The following is an 18,238-nucleotide window of genomic DNA, read 5'->3' on the forward strand; positions in this document are numbered from 1 at the left end:
TTTGCAGGCCGGCAATCAGACGAACCTGTTCTTCATAGGTCTGGGTCAGGCGCAGTTCGCTTTTCAGCTCCGAGCGAGTACGCAGGCTCTGTTGCAAACCCTGGATGCTTTGCTTGAGCAACAGCGCGGCGTTGATCGCCAGACCTTCGCGGGCCTCGCTGTCCAGGCCTTCGAGATCCATGCCCAAGGCGGTACCGAAGCGCTGCCAAAAAACGTCGTGCGAGTGATCAATAGCGTTGGCGGGCGGGACGGGCGCAGGCCTTGGCTCAACTGGCTCTTCGACCAGCTCCGGCAACAGCAGGCTTTCCCTGTCGATACGCGCATAATCCGCACGTCCAAGGGTGTCCGGTGGTACCGCCGCAGGATTTATCAGCTCGTCGATGTCCAGCGAGAGCCGCTCCTGTTGATCCAGCGCTTTGAGCGGGTCGAGTTCCAGGAAGGCATCGTCGGGAATAAGACTGTCGACCGGCATTGAGCGGCTGACTTCGGCAAAGCTGTTCGACGGCCCGGCGACCAGCCGCGCCAGGATCTCGAAATCACCCATGATGTAGGCGTCTCCGTCCTGTATCCGGACCGGTTCGCCCTTAGGCAGGCGCGCGCCGCTTTCGCGATGGATCGTACCGTTACCACTGGTGTCGGTCAGGAAAAACGCGCCCTCGCGGAAGCTGACCTGCGCGTGACACTTGGACAGCAGGCGGTCGCGGTCGGGGATCATCCAATGGCAACCCTCGCCCCGTCCTATTACTCCGCCGCCCGGCCCGAAGGTCTTGTGACACAGCTGTACAGGGACGAACTGGTTGGCGTTCAGCATTTCAAAAACAAGATCCATCTCTTAACGGCTCCTTGGGTCACTTGCCGCGATTGATCGCCTGTGGATCACCCAGAGGGCGATAATCACTGTCGTTGAATTTGTAGTTGCCACTACAACCGCCGAGGGTGAATGACATCAGGAGCGTCAGCAGAACGGTTCGCCAGGTAAAGAAAGGCATGGAAACTTCTCCAGTAATGAAGGGCCGGCTGGGATGGGTATGAGGGGCAAGGATCAATCATTGAAATCACTGCGCTGAACGTTCAGGCGCGCGAGACGATAGATCAGCGTGCGCAGCGGCAGGCCGAGTTCGCGGGCGGCACGTGTCTTGTTGCCTGCACTCTCGCGCAGGCAATCGATCAACAGGCCACGTTCTATCTGTTCCATCCGCTCACGCAGGTTCACGCGGCCGCGCTCGGATGGGGTCTGGATGTGCAGCGCAAAATGCTCGACGAGCAATTCGCCGCTCTCGCACAAAAGCACGGCCCTTTCCACGATGCTCTTGAGTTCACGGACATTTCCCGGGAAGTCGTAGGCAGCCAGGTGATCGAGTGCCGCGTCTGACCAGCGCACCGGATCGCGCCTCAGGAGTGTGCAAGCCTTGTCGGCAAAATGCCGCGCCAGCTCGATGATGTCGCCGTCGCGCTGACGTAACGCTGGCAACTGAATTGGAAACTGCGCAAGGCGGTAATACAGGTCTTCGCGGAACTTGCCCTCCTCCATCAACTGCTTCAGGTCGCGATGAGTGGCGGCAATGATGCGCACGTCGACATGGTGAGTGTCGTTGGAACCCAACGGCCGGATTTCCCCTTCCTGCAACACTCGCAACAACTTCGCTTGCAGGGACAACGGCATATCGCCGATTTCATCGAGCAACAGCGTGCCGCCGTTGGCCGCGTCGAACAGCCCGGCACGGTCTCGGTCGGCACCGGTGAACGCGCCCTTGCGATAGCCGAAAAGCTCACTCTCCAGTAAGTTCTCGGGAACCGCCGCACAGTTCTGCACGATAAACGCCTTGGATCGACGCGGACCGTAATCATGGAGGACCCGGGCCACGACTTCCTTGCCGGTACCGGTCTCACCCCGCAGCAGGACGGTATAGGGGCTATGCAGTACTTTACTGAGCAACGAGCAGGTCTTGCGCATGGCGACGCTCTTGCCGATCAGGCCGTAACTGATACCGCTCGGCAAGCTTGTGGCATCGGACACCGACTCGTCGACAGGACCGCGCAGGCGCTGCAACAGATGCATCTGACCAAGTGTAAAGGTCCCAAGACGTCCCAGGGATTCAGCGACCCCATGCAAGTCGAGGTGCTGATTGCTGGCGCACAACAACAAGCCACCAACCTCATCCTGCGGGTCGACCAGGGGCACACAAAGCAGCGACTGCCATGGTGTGGCCCGCGCGGGCAGAAAACGGGTTTCGTGCACACTGTCACTTAGCGCGCCGAGGCATACCACACGGTTCTGGCGTAGGGAAAATTGCAACAATTGCTCAGCGTGATAATCGGAGGACAGGCTTTGCGGGTCACGAAATTGCACCAGGCCTTCCAGATACTCGGTGTTCATTTCCAGGCGGGCGCGAGTGGCATCGAGCAGGTACAACTGCACCAGTTCACAGCCACTGAGCCGCGCAACCCCCTGAATGAAATTCCCCACCAGCTCAGCACCGTCCACCAAGCGTGAAAGGTTGGAAAACTGCGCCAAAAGTGCCTCGGCATAGTCCAGCGGTTGCGAGAGTTTCTTGAACATCGCACCCACCTCAGGAGAACTCACACGCAATGCTGGCATCGTCGTTGAGCACGGCGTGTACATGCCGCAGCTGTTCGTCGCCGGCCATGGCCGCGAGCAACCGGTCGGCAACCAGCGGCATCAGGTGCAGGTCAAGCAGTTGGTCAATCAGTCGTGCGCCGCGATCATTGCGACTGCAACGCGCGACCAGATGGTTCACAAGTTGGCCGCAGTAACTGAAGCCCAAGTGACGACGGCGCAGCCGCTCGCCCATGCGGTCGAGTTTGATCGTCACCAGCTCACGCAACACCGGCCCGCTGACCGGGTAGTACGGCACCACGCACATGCGGGCTAACAGAGCGGGTTTGAAATGTTTACTGAGGATCGGGCGAATGGACTCTTCGAGGCTTTCGGCGCTCGGGTGTGCGCCGTTTTCGCACAGTTCGTCGATGCGCTCACTGCCCAGGTTCGACGTCATCAGAATCAAGGTATTGCGAAAATCAATCTCCCGCCCTTCCCCATCGTTGGCCAAGCCTTTGTCGAATATCTGGTAGAACAGGTTCAACACATCCGGGTCGGCTTTTTCGATTTCATCGAGCAGCACCACGCAATAAGGCTTTTTCCGCACGGCTTCGGTGAGCATGCCACCTTCGCCAAAACCAACGTAGCCCGGCGGTGCGCCGATCAACCGCGAAACGGTATGTTTCTCCTGGAATTCAGTCATGTTGAGCGTGGTGATGAAACGATCACCGCCATAGAGCAAGTCGGCCAGGGCATGCGCCGTCTCAGTCTTGCCGACGCCACTGGGCCCCACCAGCAGAAACACGCCCACTGGGGCGTCGGGTTTGTTCAGGCCTGCGGCGGCGGCACGCATCGCGCGATCAAGCGCCTGTACAGCTGGCTCCTGACCACGAATACGCGCACGCAGGTCCGCCGCGAAACTGGCGACTTTCAAATTGTGCTCTCGGGCCAGTTGCGCCAGCGGTACACCGGTCCAGGCACTGATGACCTCGGCGACCAGTCGCGGGCAAACTTCGAAGCTGACCAAGCGCTCCTGAGCCTGCGCAGCCACCAACGTGCCGTGTGTTTCATGCAGCGCCGCTTCCAGGGCTTCGACACCGTGGGTTTGATCCTGCTCGGATTCCCGTGCCCTGGCCAATTGTTGACGAAGCGACAACAGGCGTTGCGCAAGAATACGTTGCTCGGTCCATTGGGTTTCCAGCGCTCGGCACTCGTCTTCGATGGCCTCCAGGCGGGCCTCCAGCGCTTCCAGCGCCTGAAGATCGATCGATAAACCGGCCTGCCCATCACGGCGCAGCGCCTGGCGCTGACGCTCGCCTTCGGCCAGCTCGCTGCGTATTCGCTCCAGGCTTTGCGGCGCAGCGGCCAGGCTGATGCGTACGCGAGCGCAGGCGGTGTCCAGTACATCCACAGCCTTGTCTGGCAACTGACGACCAGCCAGGTAGCGGGCCGACAATTGCGCCGCCGCGACCACCGCGTCATCACGCAGGTAAATGCCGTGACTGTTCTCGTAGACGCGGGCCAGGCCACGCAGGATGGTCACCGCCTCGCTGACAGTGGGCTCGTGCAATTGCACCGGTTGGAAACGACGGGCCAGGGCTGGGTCTTTCTCAAAGTATTTTTTGTACTCGGTCCAGGTAGTGGCCGCGATCGTGCGCAGCTCGCCCCGGGCCAAGGCTGGCTTGAGCAGGTTGGCCGCATCGGCGGCCCCCGCGCTGCTGCCCGCACCAACCAAGGTGTGGGCCTCATCGATGAACAGAATGATGGATTTCGGCGAAGTCTTGACCTCGTCGATCACCCCCTTGAGACGACGCTCGAATTCACCCTTGATGCCGGCGCCGGCCTGCAGCAGCCCCATATCCAGCGAAAGCAGCTCGACATCTTCGAGCACTGACGGTACTTCCCCTGCGGCGATGCGCAACGCCAGCCCCTCGACGATGGCGGTCTTGCCCACTCCAGCCTCACCGACCACGATTGGGTTGTTCTTGCGGCGACGAACGAGGATATCGATCATCTGCCGGATTTCACCGTCGCGACAAAGCACCGGGTCGAGATGGCCTTCGCGGGCCTGCCGAGTCAGGTCATGGGTAAAGCGCGCCAGCAGGGAGTCGCCCGGTTTGGCGGTCTGATCGGCGACCGGTTGAGCCTGTTGCGACAAGGCGAAATCTTTCAACCGATCGATATTCAGCCGGGTGAGCAGCGCATGATAAGCACTCCCTGCGTAACGAAGCGGGTTGCGCAGCAACGCCAGGATCAACGCGGCTTGTCCGACCTGGCTAAGGCCCAGCTCGAGATTGGCCACCAGCAGGGCATCCTGTAACCATTGCACCAGCGCTGGGGCGAATACCGGGTTGCGCGAAGCACTGTGCCCCATCCGTGGTTGCAGGGCGGCGCTCAGTTCACCCGCGCTGACCTGGGCATCTTGCAAGGCTCGCGCGAGCAGGCCTTGCGGACGCTCCAGCAAGCCCAGCATCAAGTCTTCCACCAGGACCTTGTCTGCGCCACGCGCGATGCATTGCTCGGCCGAGCGCTCCAGATCGCTCCTGGTTTCGGCGTCCAATGCCTGAATCAGTTGCTGAAGGTCTACGTTGATCATGTCATCCATTCCTAGTGAATTTTGCTGCCGAGGATCACTACGCCATCGGCGCGCTCGTGCCCCAGCCAACTGGTCCATCCCAGGCGACAGGTATTCTGTTCACCCATGCACAGCTCACGAATTTCCTGCTGGCGCAGGACCAGGCGAATGTCATATTCGAGGGGATCACGCAGGGTGAATCGCACCAGCGAGCACAACGGCTGGTAACCGGTGCCGATGGGCAGGAATTCGTGAAAACGCTGCCAATCCAGTTCGCTGATATGGATCCGGAACTTGCCGCTGCGGTCGCGCACCCGTTCGCCGAGCACCAGGTCTTGGCTCAGCAGGCTGTTGGCGCTCCCCAGGCGATTGCGCTGTTCGCCAAGGATGTCCACGCGCCGCTCGATGCACTGTTCAAGGTTCAGTTCGGCATGCTTGAAGTAATAACGCAGCACGGCCTCTATCAGAGCCGCCGAATGAGCACGAAGACTCAGCAGGCCCAGGTACGGCAGCAGACGCTTCCAGTTCAGTTGGCTGGCCTTGCGAATGTCTTCGCCGCCCAGGCCGATCAGCGCAAACAGCTGCTCGGAAAACGGGTCTTGAGCACCGCTCTGAAAGCTTGCGCAATAACGATACTTGCGCCAGATCGGTAGCATCAGCCGTTGAAGGCGGTGATGGAAAACGTCGAGAAAGTCGCGCGTCGGATTGCCATCCCCCAAGGCCTGTTCACCATAGAACGCCGGTAGCGGCGACCCTGCCCCTACCAGGCTGACCAGATTCATGCTCAGGCGCGCCCGCACCTGGCCGTGCTCTTCGAAAAACTCCACACGATCAATGTCGCTGGCGGGGAACCCCAGGCTTGGGTTGGCTCGGAATTCCAGCCGGTCATACAGCGCGTCATCATCGAGCGCTGGATGAACCTCGCGCAGCCGATCAACGACCAACAACACGGCCTGAAATAGCGAGTACTCGCGTATCCCTCGTGTCAGCACGCTTATAGAAGCGGCTGCTGGCCCATGCGGGGTGTCCATTGGTAGACCTCTCCTTGTGTGCTGTTCACCCGTAGTTCGTGGTACGAATTGAGGCTGGCATAAAGCGTGAAAAACTCGTTGAGGACCGACGCGAAGACGAACAGGTCGCCCTCGCCGATGTAACCCTGCGGGTCGATGGTCAGCTCGGTGCGCAAGCCACGAACCGGCAAGCCCCGGTGCAGACGGTCGACATGCTGGTGCCTGATCGACTTGAGCCCGTCCAGCAAACGCTTGCTGACCTTCTCTGTCTGTTCGTCGTAGTAACGCGGAAAATCATAGGTTTCGAGAATCACCTTGAGCGCATTGACGTCCGCCAGCGACAGGTAGTTGAGTGACATGTTGCTGATCAGCTTCCAGAGGAAATCGCGATTGAGCGGAGGGGCGAAGCTCGAAGTGACCGGACCTATGTTGCGGAAACTCAGTGATTCAGGGCTTTTCTCACCGGGCTGGTCGATGTCACCCGGCTTTAGCTGGCGCGGCAGGTTCTGGTTGGTGCACATCAACTCGATAGACAGGGTTTCATGGAGGTGAGTGTGGCGGACACCGAAGCCCAGGCAGGTGTCCAGGCCACCGTGCAGCAATGAAGGACGCTGACGAACGCTGTAGTAGGGTCTGCTGTGGGGCACATCGAAGCTTGAATCATGCTCGAAGGATTCGAACGGCACATAGGCCTGATAACCCAGGCCGCCGGGGTTCCAGCCAGTGACGCTTTCGACCGAAAACACGCCGCAGTGCTCCTGGTCATAATCGGCCGGCAGCAGCAGATATTCGTCCTGTTTGCTGTCCAGGCGGATCGGCTGCGCGTCATGTTTGAACAGATTGACGATCGGCGTGCAGTACAGCTTTATGTTATCCAGTGTCGGACGCATCCGCTGGATACCACTTTTGCCAATATCGAAGCGCAGTTCCAGGCCCCGCATCTGTTCGACACTGCTGTGCGGTGCAATGTTGATCACGTCCAGGCCATGGATATCGACGAACAGGAACTTGTCCTGGAAAGCGAAATATTCCTGCAGGTAGCGATAGCCGCGAAAGGTATTCAGCGGATACGGGATCAGCGCTTCCTCTTCGGCAAAGCCTACTGGCTGGACACGAGCGGCTGGGATCCTGAACGTCATTGGGCTGCCGTCTGCCGCCTGCAAAGCTGCGCCAGCGCCGTCCAGCGGAATCAGCTCGATACCCTCGAGGTTGCGCAACAGACTGATGTAGAGCATCTGGCTGATGTAACGCTCGCCGGTCAGGTGCAGACGCAAATGGCTCAGTTGCAGTTCGCCCAAATGACCGTCGCAACACATCTCCAGACGCAGGCTCAACAGCGACCCATCCCCTTTCACTGAATAACTCAACCTGGTCAGATCAAGCGCCAGCACCTCGGTCGGGTAACACGTCAGGAAACGGCAACGCACCTGCTGGACAGGTTTACTTTCGACCGGCGTATCGCGTTCCACCCGCAACGCGGGGCCGGATCGCCGCTGCGGATCGAACTGCAAGATGCTGAAGGCTGGCAATGGCCGCATGTAGTTCGGCCACAATAGCTGCATCAGCGAATGGCTCAGCTCCGGCAATTGGTCATCGAGCTTCTGGCGCAGTCGCCCGGTCAGAAAGGCAAACCCCTCCAGTAGCCGCTCCACATCCGGGTCCCGTCCGGCCTGCCCCAGAAAGGGGGCCAGCGCTGGGTTACGTTCGGCGAAACACCGACCCAGCTGGCGGAGCGCCGTCAGCTCACTCTGGTAGTAATGATTGAACGACATGTATGGCTATCCTTGTCTGACCTTGACTTGGCCGCTGCCGTCCAGGCATGCGGAAAAACTGACCTGCCGCCTGACCCCCTCCACGTCCAGCAAAGCGTCGATGCTGAAGGACAGGCGAAGTTGATCGGCGTTACTGGGCATTGAAACGACACAGACATTCCTGAGGCGTGGCTCGTAGGTCTTGATGAAGATCTCGATCGCCTTGCGGGCCTGGCTCCTCGCGTCGTGCAGGCTCAAGCGCATGTCATTGAGGTCCGGCAGCCCATAATCGGAGAGTGTCTGCACGCTACCCGCCCGGGTGCTGAGCATCTTGGCCAGATGCGCAGCCACCGATGTCACGACACAAACCTCGCGGTTCAAACCCGCGCGCTTTTCAGAATCACCTGCCAGGCGCTCGAAAAGGCTGCCATACGTCATGAGCGCGCCTACACCTTGTCCAGCTTGCCAACCAACGACAGCGTGAAATCGGCGCCCATGTACTTGAAGTGAGGCCGTACGTTCAGGCCAACGCGATACCAGCCAGGCTCACCTTCCACGTCACTGACAATGATCTTCGCTGCACGCAGCGGACGGCGGCCACGGACTTCGGCGCTAGGGTTCTCCTGGTCGGCCACGTACTGGCGGATCCAGTTGTTGAGCTCGCGCTCCAGGTCCGTGCGCTCCTTCCATGACCCCAATTGCTCGCGCTGCAGGACCTTCAAGTAGTGAGCCAGCCGATTGACGATCATCATGTATGGCAACTGAGTGCCAAGCTTGTAGTTCAGCTCTGCATGCTTGTCCTCGGCGCCGATACCAAAGAACTTCGGCTTCTGCACGGAACTGGCGGAGAAGAACGCAGCGTTGTCACTGCCTTTGCGCATGGTCAGGGAGATGAAGCCCTCCTCGGCCAATTCGTATTCGCGCCGGTCGGACACCAGCACTTCGGTCGGGATCTTGGTTTCGATTTCGCCCATGCTTTCGAAGTGATGCAATGGCAGGTCTTCAACCGCGCCACCGCTTTGAGGACCGACGATGTTCGGGCACCAGCGGAACTTGGCAAAGCTGTCGGTCAGCCTTGTACCGAATGCATAGGCGGTGTTGCCCCACAGATAGTGCTCGTGACTGTTGGCAACGGTTTCCTTGTAGACGAACGCCTTGACCGGGTTCTCTTGCGGATCGTAGGGGTTGCGCAACAGGAAGCGCGGGACGGTCAGAGCAAAATAGCGAGCATCTTCCGATTGACGGAAGCTCTGCCACTTGGCGAATTGCGGACCTTCGAAGTGGTCTTTCAAGTCCTTGAGGTCCGGCAGACCAGTGAAGCTCTCCAGGCCAAAGAACTTCGGACCGGCCGCTGCGATGAACGGCGCATGGGACATGCAGGCGACACTGGACACGTACTGCATCAATTTCACGTCCGGCGAGCTTGGGGACATGAAGTAGTTAGCGATGACCGCTCCTACCGGCTGCCCACCGAACTGACCGTATTCAGCGGTGTAGATATGCTTGTACAGGCCTGACTGCATGACTTCTGGCGAATCCTCGAAGTCGTCCAACAAGTCGTCCTTGGAAACGTTGAGCATTTCTATCTTGATGTTTTCGCGGAAGTCGGTGCGGTCCACCAGCAGTTGCAAACCGCGCCATGCCGACTCCAATGCCTGGAATTGCGGGTGGTGGAGGATTTCGTCCATCTGGCGACTGAGCTTGGCATCGATCTCGGCGATCATGCGGTCTACCATGGCCTTCTTGACCGGCTCACCGCTGTTTTGCGGCTTGAGCAGCTCTTCGATGAACGCAGACACGCCGCGCTTGGCAATGTCGTAGGCGTCATCGTCCGGAGTCAGGTGAGTCTGGGCGATGATGCTTTCAAGAATGGTGGCGTTGTTCTGGCCCTGCTTCTGTACTGCATGGGTACTCATGTTTCGGCTTCCTTGGCTGAAAGAATCAAGCGCTCTTCGCTGTGGTGTTCAGACCCAGCTCATCCAGTACGCGGCGGCGGGAATCGTCATTGGCGAGTACGCCCTCGATGGCCTTGCGAAACGCCGGTGCGTTACCCAATGGCCCTTTGAGCGCAACCAGGGCGCCACGCAGTTCCATCAGTTTGCTGAGCTCCGGCACTTGCTCGACCAGGCTCGCCGGGTTGAAATCCTTCATCGAGTTCACACGCAGTTGTACGGCCAACTCTTGAGTTTCGCTCCCGTCCTGAAGACGATTCGGTACGCTCAGGGTCAGGTTCAGCTCCTGTTTGGCCAACACTTCGTCGAAGCTCATCTTGTCGATGCCAATCGGCTTGCGGTCCTCGATCTTGCGTTCGTCCCTGCGGTGGGTGTAATCACCGATCGCCAAGAGTTTCAATGGCAGTTCAATTCCTTCCTGGGCACCGCCAGTGGCAGGCTTGAAGGTGACGTTGATGCGTTCCTTAGGGGCGATCGAGCCTTCTTTGGCCATGACTTTCTCCTTACAATTTGCGACCCGAAGGCCTATTCAATGACCCGTTCGAGGTCGAGGTGACACAACCTGCGATAGGTTTCTTCCTTGCACTCGCGTATGGAGTGGTTCTGGGGTAATAACTCGCAGCAGCTGTGCAACAAATGCAGCACCTGCAACTCCAGGGCGGGCTCCCAGGTATTCAGGCCTGCGTGTTGCAGTGTCTGGTCGAGGGCCTCCAGCTGGACTTTGGCGAGTTCGTATTTCCTGGCCGAGAAGCACAAGCGAGCCATCGCGAACCGCCAGAGGAAACACTCGCGTGCCCCAAGGGCGTTTTGCATGCCTTGCCTGAGCAATTGGACGGCGGGCTTGAGGCCATCCTTGGGCAGGATCGACTGGGCTTCTTCCAGCGTCAGCTCCCAAGGCGCATCGTTGTGAATGACATCGACTTCGTGTGTCGCGCCGGGGCTTTGCAGGTGAGGCATGACCTGGGCAGCGATCCAGGCCCGGGTGGCCGGATCGGCGAACGGCACACCGTCATGCCAGCGCAATTCGATAACGCCCGGCAGGCGCTGGATGAATAGTGCGAGATGGACCTCCACTTCACGCATGGCCAACTCGGCATTCAGCCCTTGCAGGCACTCCCAGGCAAGCCTCTGGCCATCGAGCCAGTACGGTGCCTTCGCCAGGCTGGCCTCGATCTCCACAAGCAGGTTCGCGTAATCGCCCCGTTGCAGGCTGTCCTGATAAGCCTTGAGTTTGTCCGCCGGCAGCCCACGCAGCGGCGTGATCTGCTCGGCGTTGCGCTCGGGCATGACGTCAATGGTCAGCCAGGTCAAAGTACGATTCAGACGCAGGGCGCGAACGTCGGTCGCTTTTTGCTTGAGCCACCAGATGCATAACGAAGCCGCGCTTTCCTGCTGGGCGCGTAAGGCCTTGTGGGCTTCTTTTTCGTTTTCGATCGGAGCGCCGGGCGTGAGCAGTTGGGTGGCAACTTGCTTCACCTGAGCCACTACCGTCCCGAGGGCACCCGCCTGCGGCAGGTTGTCAGTGGCACGCTGGATCATTGTGTTGAGGCGCCGACACAACGGCAGTAGCAGAGGAGCGTCATCCCCTAAGTGGGCAGTGCAAGCGGCGTCGAGCCCCTCAAGCTGTTGTGTCAGATGACGGAACAGCGGCAACTGCTCCTTGATCGCCACGTCATCGCCCAACACCTGCTCCAAGCGTGGCACCAACCAATTGATACTGGCGGCACGGGTTCGATTTTTGGCCGGATGAATCTCAGGCCAATGGTCTTTACACAAGTGCTGCAAAAGACAGAGGCCGGCAAGCAGCCCTTGGAAAGACTCACGCTGATACAGCGCCCAAACCAACCAGGCCGCCACCCGCAAATCCTTCGACTCGGTACGCAACAGCGCTTCACATCCTTCACGGATCTTCAACCAGTCGACCTGGCCGCTCTCGTGCATCGACTGGGCTTTGCCCAGCTCGCTTTCCAACGCCTCGTATTCATTCGAAAAACGCACATCCGCACCCGCAAAGTCCTCTTGGGAAATGGGAGTTTTGGCAAGAGCCAGATAATGAGCGGACAGTTTTCCGGAATACGACATTCACGACCCTGTTAAGAACAGTTCAGTTTGTGACACGGGTAGTTTTGGCGACATGATTAATCAAGGTAAATGTTCGGCTTCGCTTGTAGGAAGTTTCGCAAAAGTGCAATCAAGGCATACCCACAAAACTCACATCGCCTTCAATCAACCGAACGCTGCGAAGCATGCCAAGGTTTTAAACATAAAAAAGTAGGAACTTTCCTTTTTTTCAAAAAATTACCCCTTCGAAAATCCCCAATGCGAAAGTTTTTTCTGTCAAGGCTGAATACACAATCGAACCTCCTAAAAACCACTTCAAATCATTTCGCTCTCAACTCTTACTTGCTGCGAAGAGAACTCCTACATCCTTTTCTTTTTTTACGGGCCTCTGCGCACGCACCCAGCAGGACTGCTTCAATGTAATCAGGAGTCAAAGCCAACGCCCAAGGACCCTCGTATGTTCCACACCCCTGATTTACACGACTTCCATCTCACCATTCCTGACCTCGAATATGACCTTCAAGTGTTGGCCTTCGAAGGCTGCGAAGCCATCAGCACACCTTATTCGTTCGATATCGAGCTCGTCAGTGAACAACGCGATATGGACTTGGAGAACTTGTTAAACCAGCAGGTATTTCTTGCATTCAATAAACAGGGGCACGGTGTTCACGGGCTGATTTATCGTGTTGAACAAGGTGACAGCGGTAAACGCTTGACGCATTACAAAATAAGAGTGGCTCCACGACTGGCTTACTTGGAGCACCGCACTAACCAGCGCATTTTTCAACAGGTCAGCGTGCCGCAGATCATCACATTGATCCTCAAGGAACACGGCATCCTCACCGATGCTCATCGCTTCCAGTTGAGTGCAAGTTATCCGCCTCGTGACTACTGCGTGCAGTATCGCGAATCTGACTTGCACTTCATCGAGCGCCTGTGTCACGAAGAAGGCTTGCATTATCACTTCCAGCACAGTGACTCCGGTCACTACCTGGTATTTGGTGATGACCAGACCGTCTTTCCCCGACTTGAAGGCCGCACTGTTTACAAACACGGCAGCGGCATGGCTAGCGAGGAACCGGTCATCCATCGATTTGGCCTGCGACTGGAGACCCGGACCAGTCGCGTCACGCGCCGTGATTACGATTTCAAGAAATCGACATTCCTACTGGAGACTAGCTGTCAGCCTGGTATCAAAAAAAATAGGCCAGACTTGGAGGCCTATGATTATCCCGGTGACTTTACCCAGGAAAAACGCGGCAAGTCGCTGAGCCGCCGCGCCTTGGAACGCCATCGCGCCGACTACTGCCAAGCCGAAGGAAAGAGTAATCAGCCAGCACTGATGACGGGGCACTTCCTGAGCTTGAGTGAGCACCCACGCCAGGAATGGAATGATCTATGGCTCCTGACCGAAGTGCATCACGAAGGCAAACAGCCGCAGGTGCTTGAGGAAATAACGCCCAGCGACACTGGCAGGACTGCGGATCATTTCTATCAGGGCTATCGCAATCACTTCGTTTCCACGCCTTGGGATGCGGTCTTTCGTTCGCAGCGGGTTTACCAAAAACCACGTGTATGGGGCAGCCAGACGGCAATCGTCACGGGGCCCAAGGATGAAGAGATCCACTGCGACCCGTATGGCCGGGTCAAGGTCAGGTTTTTCTGGGATCGTGCGGGGCACTTCGACGATGGCAGCAGTTGTTGGTTACGAGTCGCCTCCAATTGGGCGGGCAACAGCTACGGGGGCGTCACGATCCCACGGGTGGGCATGGAGGTGTTGGTGACCTTCATGGAAGGCGATCCCGATAAGCCCTTGATCAGCGGATGCCTGACCAACAGCGCCAACGCTCCGCCCTACCCGTTGCCTGCGCACAAGACCCGCACCGTGTTTCGTTCTTGCAGCTCGCCGGGCAACAAAGGCTTCAACGAGCTGCACCTGGAAGACCGCGCCGGTCAGGAACTGATCTATCTGCGTGCCCAGCGTGACATGGAACAGAAGATCGAAAACGACAGCCGACTGGAGATTGGTAACGAGCGGCGGGAGACCATCAAGGGCAATAGCTTCACCGTCCTGCACGCCGAGGAACATCGGACCACCGCCGCCGACCGCACGGTCCAAGTCGAAGGCAATGACTACCTGCGCGTCACCAACCGCCACACCCGCGTCGATCAGACATTGGTGGTCGAGACCGGACAGCAAATACAGATCAAGGCAGGCGCTCATGTGGTCCTTGAAGCAGGTGCAACCTCAGTTTGAAAGCCGGAGGCCAGCACATCGTGATCGACCACAGCGGTGTCTACAGCAGCAGTGAAATCCAGCTCGGCGGCGCCCCCATGGTCGGCGCCACCGCCTCATCATTTGCGCCTGGCTTGACGGATCCCTTGGCGGCGCCAGCCCCAGTGTTCGCCCCCACTCAACGCTCGCTGATAACGGCCAGCCAAGCAGCGGGATTGGATTTTTGTCCGATCTGCGAGGCCTGCCGCGGAGGGCTCTGCCCAACGGAAGTGGCCGCCGCATGACTCGCTCATTCCCCCATCAATGGTTGATCGAACAGCAACGCCTCGGCCACGCCTTGTGTGTCGTCCTGGACTCAGAAAATGAACACCACACGCGCCAGGCAATGCTCAAGAACAGTCGCCCCGACCAGTACCTGAGCGTGTACGGCCAAACGCTGGTCGCTGATCTCGCTGACGCCGGGCCCTTTGTCTTCACCTTCGATCGGCCCGGCGACGAGCACATCAATGAATTGCTCAACCGGCCGGACAGCCACTGGGGATGGCTCGCCAGCCTTCCAAAAGGGGGCCTGCCAACGCTGGTGGAGCACTGGCGTGAACGGCTGGTCATCGGAGAGCGCCCCCATCAGGCGTTGTACCGCTTCCATGACAACCGTGTCTTGGCCCGGGCGCTCAAGCACCTGCCCGTTGAAGCCTATCCGGCCTACCTTGGGCCAGCGATCAGTGTCTGCTATTGGCAGGGCACTCGCTGGTCAAGCACCTATAACCCGGCCCCTGGGACATACCCGGTGCCCGATTTGCCTCTTTGGCTGCAGGTGCCTGTTACCCCGCAACAAGCGATGCAGACTCGCCTCCTCAATGCCCGCCGCTTCCTGCTGGCCGAGCATATCCTGGCCTTCGCCACACTGGCCGAGCAACAGGACCCGGAGGTGTGGTTGCGTGCCACGCTCGATCAGGCCGAGGCCTGGCACTGGCAAGCACCTGAGCAGTTGGAGTTCTTGCTGACTCAGCGCCTGCAAGCACCCACCGATACTCCGGTGTCGTACTGGCAAGTACGCCCAGCTGAAAGTCCCGATGAGCATTTTGAACGGGTGCGCCTGATGGCGGCGTTCTGGCAGGGAGATGCGCCGCTATGAAACAGGTTTTGCGCATTGCAAGTTTGAGCGGTCTGGCGATGTCGGCGGGGTGCGTCAACACACAGCCGAACACGTTTACTTTTACGGCAGATTTGCCGCCCGATTTTGCCTACGAAGCTGCGGTGTACTACGTACCTGCGCCAGGTGAAACCTGTACCGTCGAGACCCGGTATAACAAAGCGCCTGTGTTCAATAGGGAGTGGCGTAAGGCGTACAAGCCTGATTCCGAAATCGTTATTCGCCGAACCCGTATGGGTTGCCCCCTGGTGATCAGCCGCATTGAGCTCGAAATCTATTCCGCCTATGGCAAGGACTGGAGCGATATCAGTCACGATTCAGCCAACGTGGTGATTCGCGATGAGCTGGAAGCGCAATACAAAGGCATGTTCAGCGAAGCGGGTGAAAGCACTTTTTACGGCCAATGCCAGTGGCTGTTCCGTACTTCAGGCAAGCCCCGCATTCTCAGAAAAATCCTCGACTGCAAAAAAACCAACCCACAGGGCGAGCTTGGGCGTGGGCGTCCTTTCTCGGCGTACACCCTGGATCAACTGCCGGGTAAGACCGTGAGGATGAAAATCAAATTGGCGGACGAGGAAAGACCCGCCATTGGAGACACTTGGGTGAAAGTGCCTAACGGTTGGAAACGCTGCCTGGGCAAGCACTTTGAGGACCAGTACGCATTTTGTTATGGCAATTACCAGGACTTCAGCGGTTTTCAAATGCCCGACGGACAGAGATGCACTATTTACCCCGGTTGTACGGAATAAGGAGATCCGCGTATGACGTCATTGCAAAAAGAATTGGAGTCACGGCTGAGCCATCGCAATCTGACCTGCCCTGTGGGGGGTAAGTGGAGCAGTTTTCAGCTCGTCGATGAGTTTGGCTCTGGTGAGCCTTATGCAGGGCTGGCTTATGTCGCTACCGATTCAGAAGGACAAAAATACCCTGGCAACCTGGATGTCATGGGTGTCGGCAAGGTTAGCAACCACTATGCAGGACCAATTGCCCTGCTTTTTGATCAGACGTATCAGGGGTTTGAAGAGGTCTACTCATTTCTACAAACAAGACCGCACTACCCTCTCAAGATCACCGAACTACAAGTCCGCGCCGAGCAAACCCGTTACCTGAACCCAAACGCCACGCGCACCCGGGAAAATCCCGCACAAGCCTGTGCAGACGACTTCTTCCAAGTGGAAGTACGGCACCTGGTCAAGTACGTCGCGCATTTGCCTCCCGAGGTGTACCGCCATTATCCACTCCCTGCAGGGCCGGCACGTCTGATGGGCGAGCATGGCAAGCTCGGCGTGACCTTGATGCCGCAAAAACACACGGTGCTTGAAGTTCGACCGTTGCGCGCCTTGCGGCCCATGCTGTCCACCGCTCCCGAATTCTGTGCGCTCAACTTGTACCAATTGGCGCTCATGTCGACCTTGACCTATTGCCCCTTCGGCCAGACGCCTGACAAAGCTCCGATAAAAACACCGGTGAGCTTCACCGAGCAACCAAGCGTGGGCAACTGGTTCGCCGACGCCTTGGCGAAGTTCGAGGAACTCGGGAAGTTCTATCCGGAACAAACAAAACCCTACTATCCACTGTACGAGGAGGTGCCCTATTCCAAACGCCTGGAGATCGTGCCGTTCGACCCGGCCCTCTACGCGGTCAACGATCCGCAATTGGGTGTACATCAGGAGCATCCCGCCAAAGTCCATTTTCTCGACGACACCGACAAAGAAGAAAGCACTGATACCCAGGCCTACATCACCCACAACGACGAACTGATCCTGATTGCAGTACGTGGCACCCAGCAACCCGCAGACTTCCTGCGCGACGCCGATGCGCTCCAAGTACCGTTTGAAGAAGGGGTCGGCCAGGTGCATCGAGGGTTCTATGGCGCCGCCAAAACAACTGCGGCCTTCGTGACGAGTTATCTGGACAGGTTCTACGCAGGGCAAAAACTGCTGATCTGCGGCCACAGCCTGGGAGGCGCGGTGGCGTTACTACTTTCAGAGATGCTGCGGCGCAGACCGGAAGGCTACACCCTCCAGCTCTACACCTATGGCGCCCCCCGAGCCGCCGACGCCACCTTCACAAAAAACGCCGAAGCCCTGGTGCATTACCGAATGGTCAACCACAACGACCCGATACCCAGCGTGCCCGGCAGTTGGATGAATACCAAGGGCAGTGTTTATGGCACAGGGTTGGCCCTTACGTTCGCCAACGTACCAGTCGGCCTTTCCGTGTTCGTGGCGGGCATCACTAACTTGACGGGCGAGCCCTACGAACACCACGGCATCTTGCGGCACTTCCTGCCGGTGGAGTTCGATCGCAAGGAACGCTCTTCGATCCTGTGGATGCCCCATTGCGACACCATCACCCAACACGCCGCCTGCGAAGTCGCCCTAAAGCATAAACATGGCCTACCGAACCGTCCGGCATTACTGGCGCAACTCATCCAGACCGGCGATCACTTCATGCTCCCCAGCTACATTCCCGCTTGCTGGGCGACCTTGCGCCGCTGGCAGCAAGCGCACAGCAACGCAAGCACACTGGTGACAAAACGCGAATATGAATGGATCGATCATGCTCTGACGCGGGTTACCCAACAATTGCGCGATGAAGAGCGCTACCTGGCTGGACGAGCAGCACCCAATGGTCGTAGCGACAGATCGATCAACATTGCGCTCATCCGTGAGGTGGACAAGCTGCACAGCACCCGTGCGCGCCTGGCTACGCTGCGTACCGCGTCGGTCAGTGAAAAAGACGTTTACGGGAGCTTGTCGGAACACCCCGAACAGCTGGCACACAACCTGGCTCGCTGGCAGGCCCACCCGGAAAACCGAGTGGCCGAACCACTGGCTATGGCGCCGCCCTTGGATGACGACAGTGAATTGATCTGCGGCGCTCACGGGTACGCTGTTGGTAAACCCTACGTGCTGGATCTCGATTCCATCGTCTGAC

At 58.4% G+C, this 18,238-nt stretch carries 12 protein-coding genes and 2 pseudogenes; 4 read left to right on the forward strand and 10 right to left on the reverse strand.

From position 1 onward, the window contains the following. Positions 1-37: 37 nt before the first annotated feature. The 10 genes and pseudogenes from tagH to tssA form a co-directional block, all read right to left on the reverse strand. Positions 38-829: pseudogene (gene tagH, locus DTP52_RS07580) on the reverse strand (type VI secretion system-associated FHA domain protein TagH); the annotation flags it as partial. Between the two features lie 19 nt (positions 830-848). Beyond that, complete coding sequence (locus tag DTP52_RS07585) at positions 849-989, reverse strand: type VI secretion protein (protein WP_109752768.1); 141 nt, start codon at positions 987-989, stop codon at positions 849-851. Between the two features lie 53 nt (positions 990-1,042). Then, complete coding sequence (locus DTP52_RS07590) at positions 1,043-2,560, reverse strand: sigma-54-dependent Fis family transcriptional regulator (protein WP_109752769.1); 1,518 nt, start codon at positions 2,558-2,560, stop codon at positions 1,043-1,045. A gap of 10 nt (positions 2,561-2,570) precedes the next feature. Further along, positions 2,571-5,156: a type VI secretion system ATPase TssH gene (gene tssH, locus DTP52_RS07595; protein ID WP_109752961.1), complete on the reverse strand. Its 2,586-nt coding sequence runs from the start codon at positions 5,154-5,156 to the stop codon at positions 2,571-2,573. Between the two features lie 11 nt (positions 5,157-5,167). Next, positions 5,168-6,166: a type VI secretion system baseplate subunit TssG gene (tssG, locus tag DTP52_RS07600; protein WP_109752770.1), complete on the reverse strand. Its 999-nt coding sequence runs from the start codon at positions 6,164-6,166 to the stop codon at positions 5,168-5,170. Further along, the gene (gene tssF, locus DTP52_RS07605; RefSeq protein WP_109752771.1) at positions 6,130-7,917 is read right to left on the reverse strand and encodes a type VI secretion system baseplate subunit TssF; all 1,788 of its coding nucleotides are present in this window, start codon (positions 7,915-7,917) and stop codon (positions 6,130-6,132) included. The genes tssG and tssF overlap by 37 nt, the downstream gene beginning before the upstream one ends. A 6-nt stretch (positions 7,918-7,923) precedes the next feature. Beyond that, on the reverse strand, positions 7,924-8,334 hold the full coding sequence (tssE, locus tag DTP52_RS07610; protein ID WP_109752772.1) for a type VI secretion system baseplate subunit TssE: 411 nt from the start codon (positions 8,332-8,334) through the stop codon (positions 7,924-7,926). Positions 8,335-8,342: 8 nt separating this feature from the next. Next, on the reverse strand, positions 8,343-9,812 hold the full coding sequence (gene tssC, locus DTP52_RS07615; protein WP_109752773.1) for a type VI secretion system contractile sheath large subunit: 1,470 nt from the start codon (positions 9,810-9,812) through the stop codon (positions 8,343-8,345). A gap of 25 nt (positions 9,813-9,837) precedes the next feature. After that, on the reverse strand, positions 9,838-10,341 hold the full coding sequence (gene tssB, locus DTP52_RS07620) for a type VI secretion system contractile sheath small subunit (protein ID WP_109752774.1): 504 nt from the start codon (positions 10,339-10,341) through the stop codon (positions 9,838-9,840). Between the two features lie 32 nt (positions 10,342-10,373). Beyond that, on the reverse strand, positions 10,374-11,930 hold the full coding sequence (gene tssA, locus DTP52_RS07625; protein ID WP_109752775.1) for a type VI secretion system protein TssA: 1,557 nt from the start codon (positions 11,928-11,930) through the stop codon (positions 10,374-10,376). 436 nt (positions 11,931-12,366) lie between these two features. Here tssA and DTP52_RS07630 point away from each other — a divergent pair. The 4 genes and pseudogenes from DTP52_RS07630 to DTP52_RS07645 all read left to right on the forward strand — a co-directional run bounded on the left by DTP52_RS07630 (position 12,367) and on the right by DTP52_RS07645 (position 18,237). Continuing rightward, positions 12,367-14,429 (forward strand): annotated as a pseudogene (locus tag DTP52_RS07630) (type VI secretion system tip protein VgrG). Next, positions 14,426-15,280: a DUF4123 domain-containing protein gene (locus DTP52_RS07635; protein WP_109752776.1), complete on the forward strand. Its 855-nt coding sequence runs from the start codon at positions 14,426-14,428 to the stop codon at positions 15,278-15,280. Before DTP52_RS07630 ends, DTP52_RS07635 begins: the two are co-directional and overlap by 4 nt. After that, positions 15,277-16,047, forward strand: a complete 771-nt coding sequence (locus tag DTP52_RS07640) for a hypothetical protein (protein ID WP_109752777.1) — start codon at positions 15,277-15,279, stop codon at positions 16,045-16,047. Before DTP52_RS07635 ends, DTP52_RS07640 begins: the two co-directional genes overlap by 4 nt. A 12-nt stretch (positions 16,048-16,059) precedes the next feature. Beyond that, complete coding sequence (locus DTP52_RS07645) at positions 16,060-18,237, forward strand: lipase (RefSeq protein WP_109752778.1); 2,178 nt, start codon at positions 16,060-16,062, stop codon at positions 18,235-18,237. Position 18,238 lies beyond the last annotated feature (1 nt).

This window comes from Pseudomonas sp. 43mfcvi1.1, from assembly GCF_900115935.1.
GTDB lineage: Bacteria > Pseudomonadota > Gammaproteobacteria > Pseudomonadales > Pseudomonadaceae > Aquipseudomonas > Aquipseudomonas bijieensis.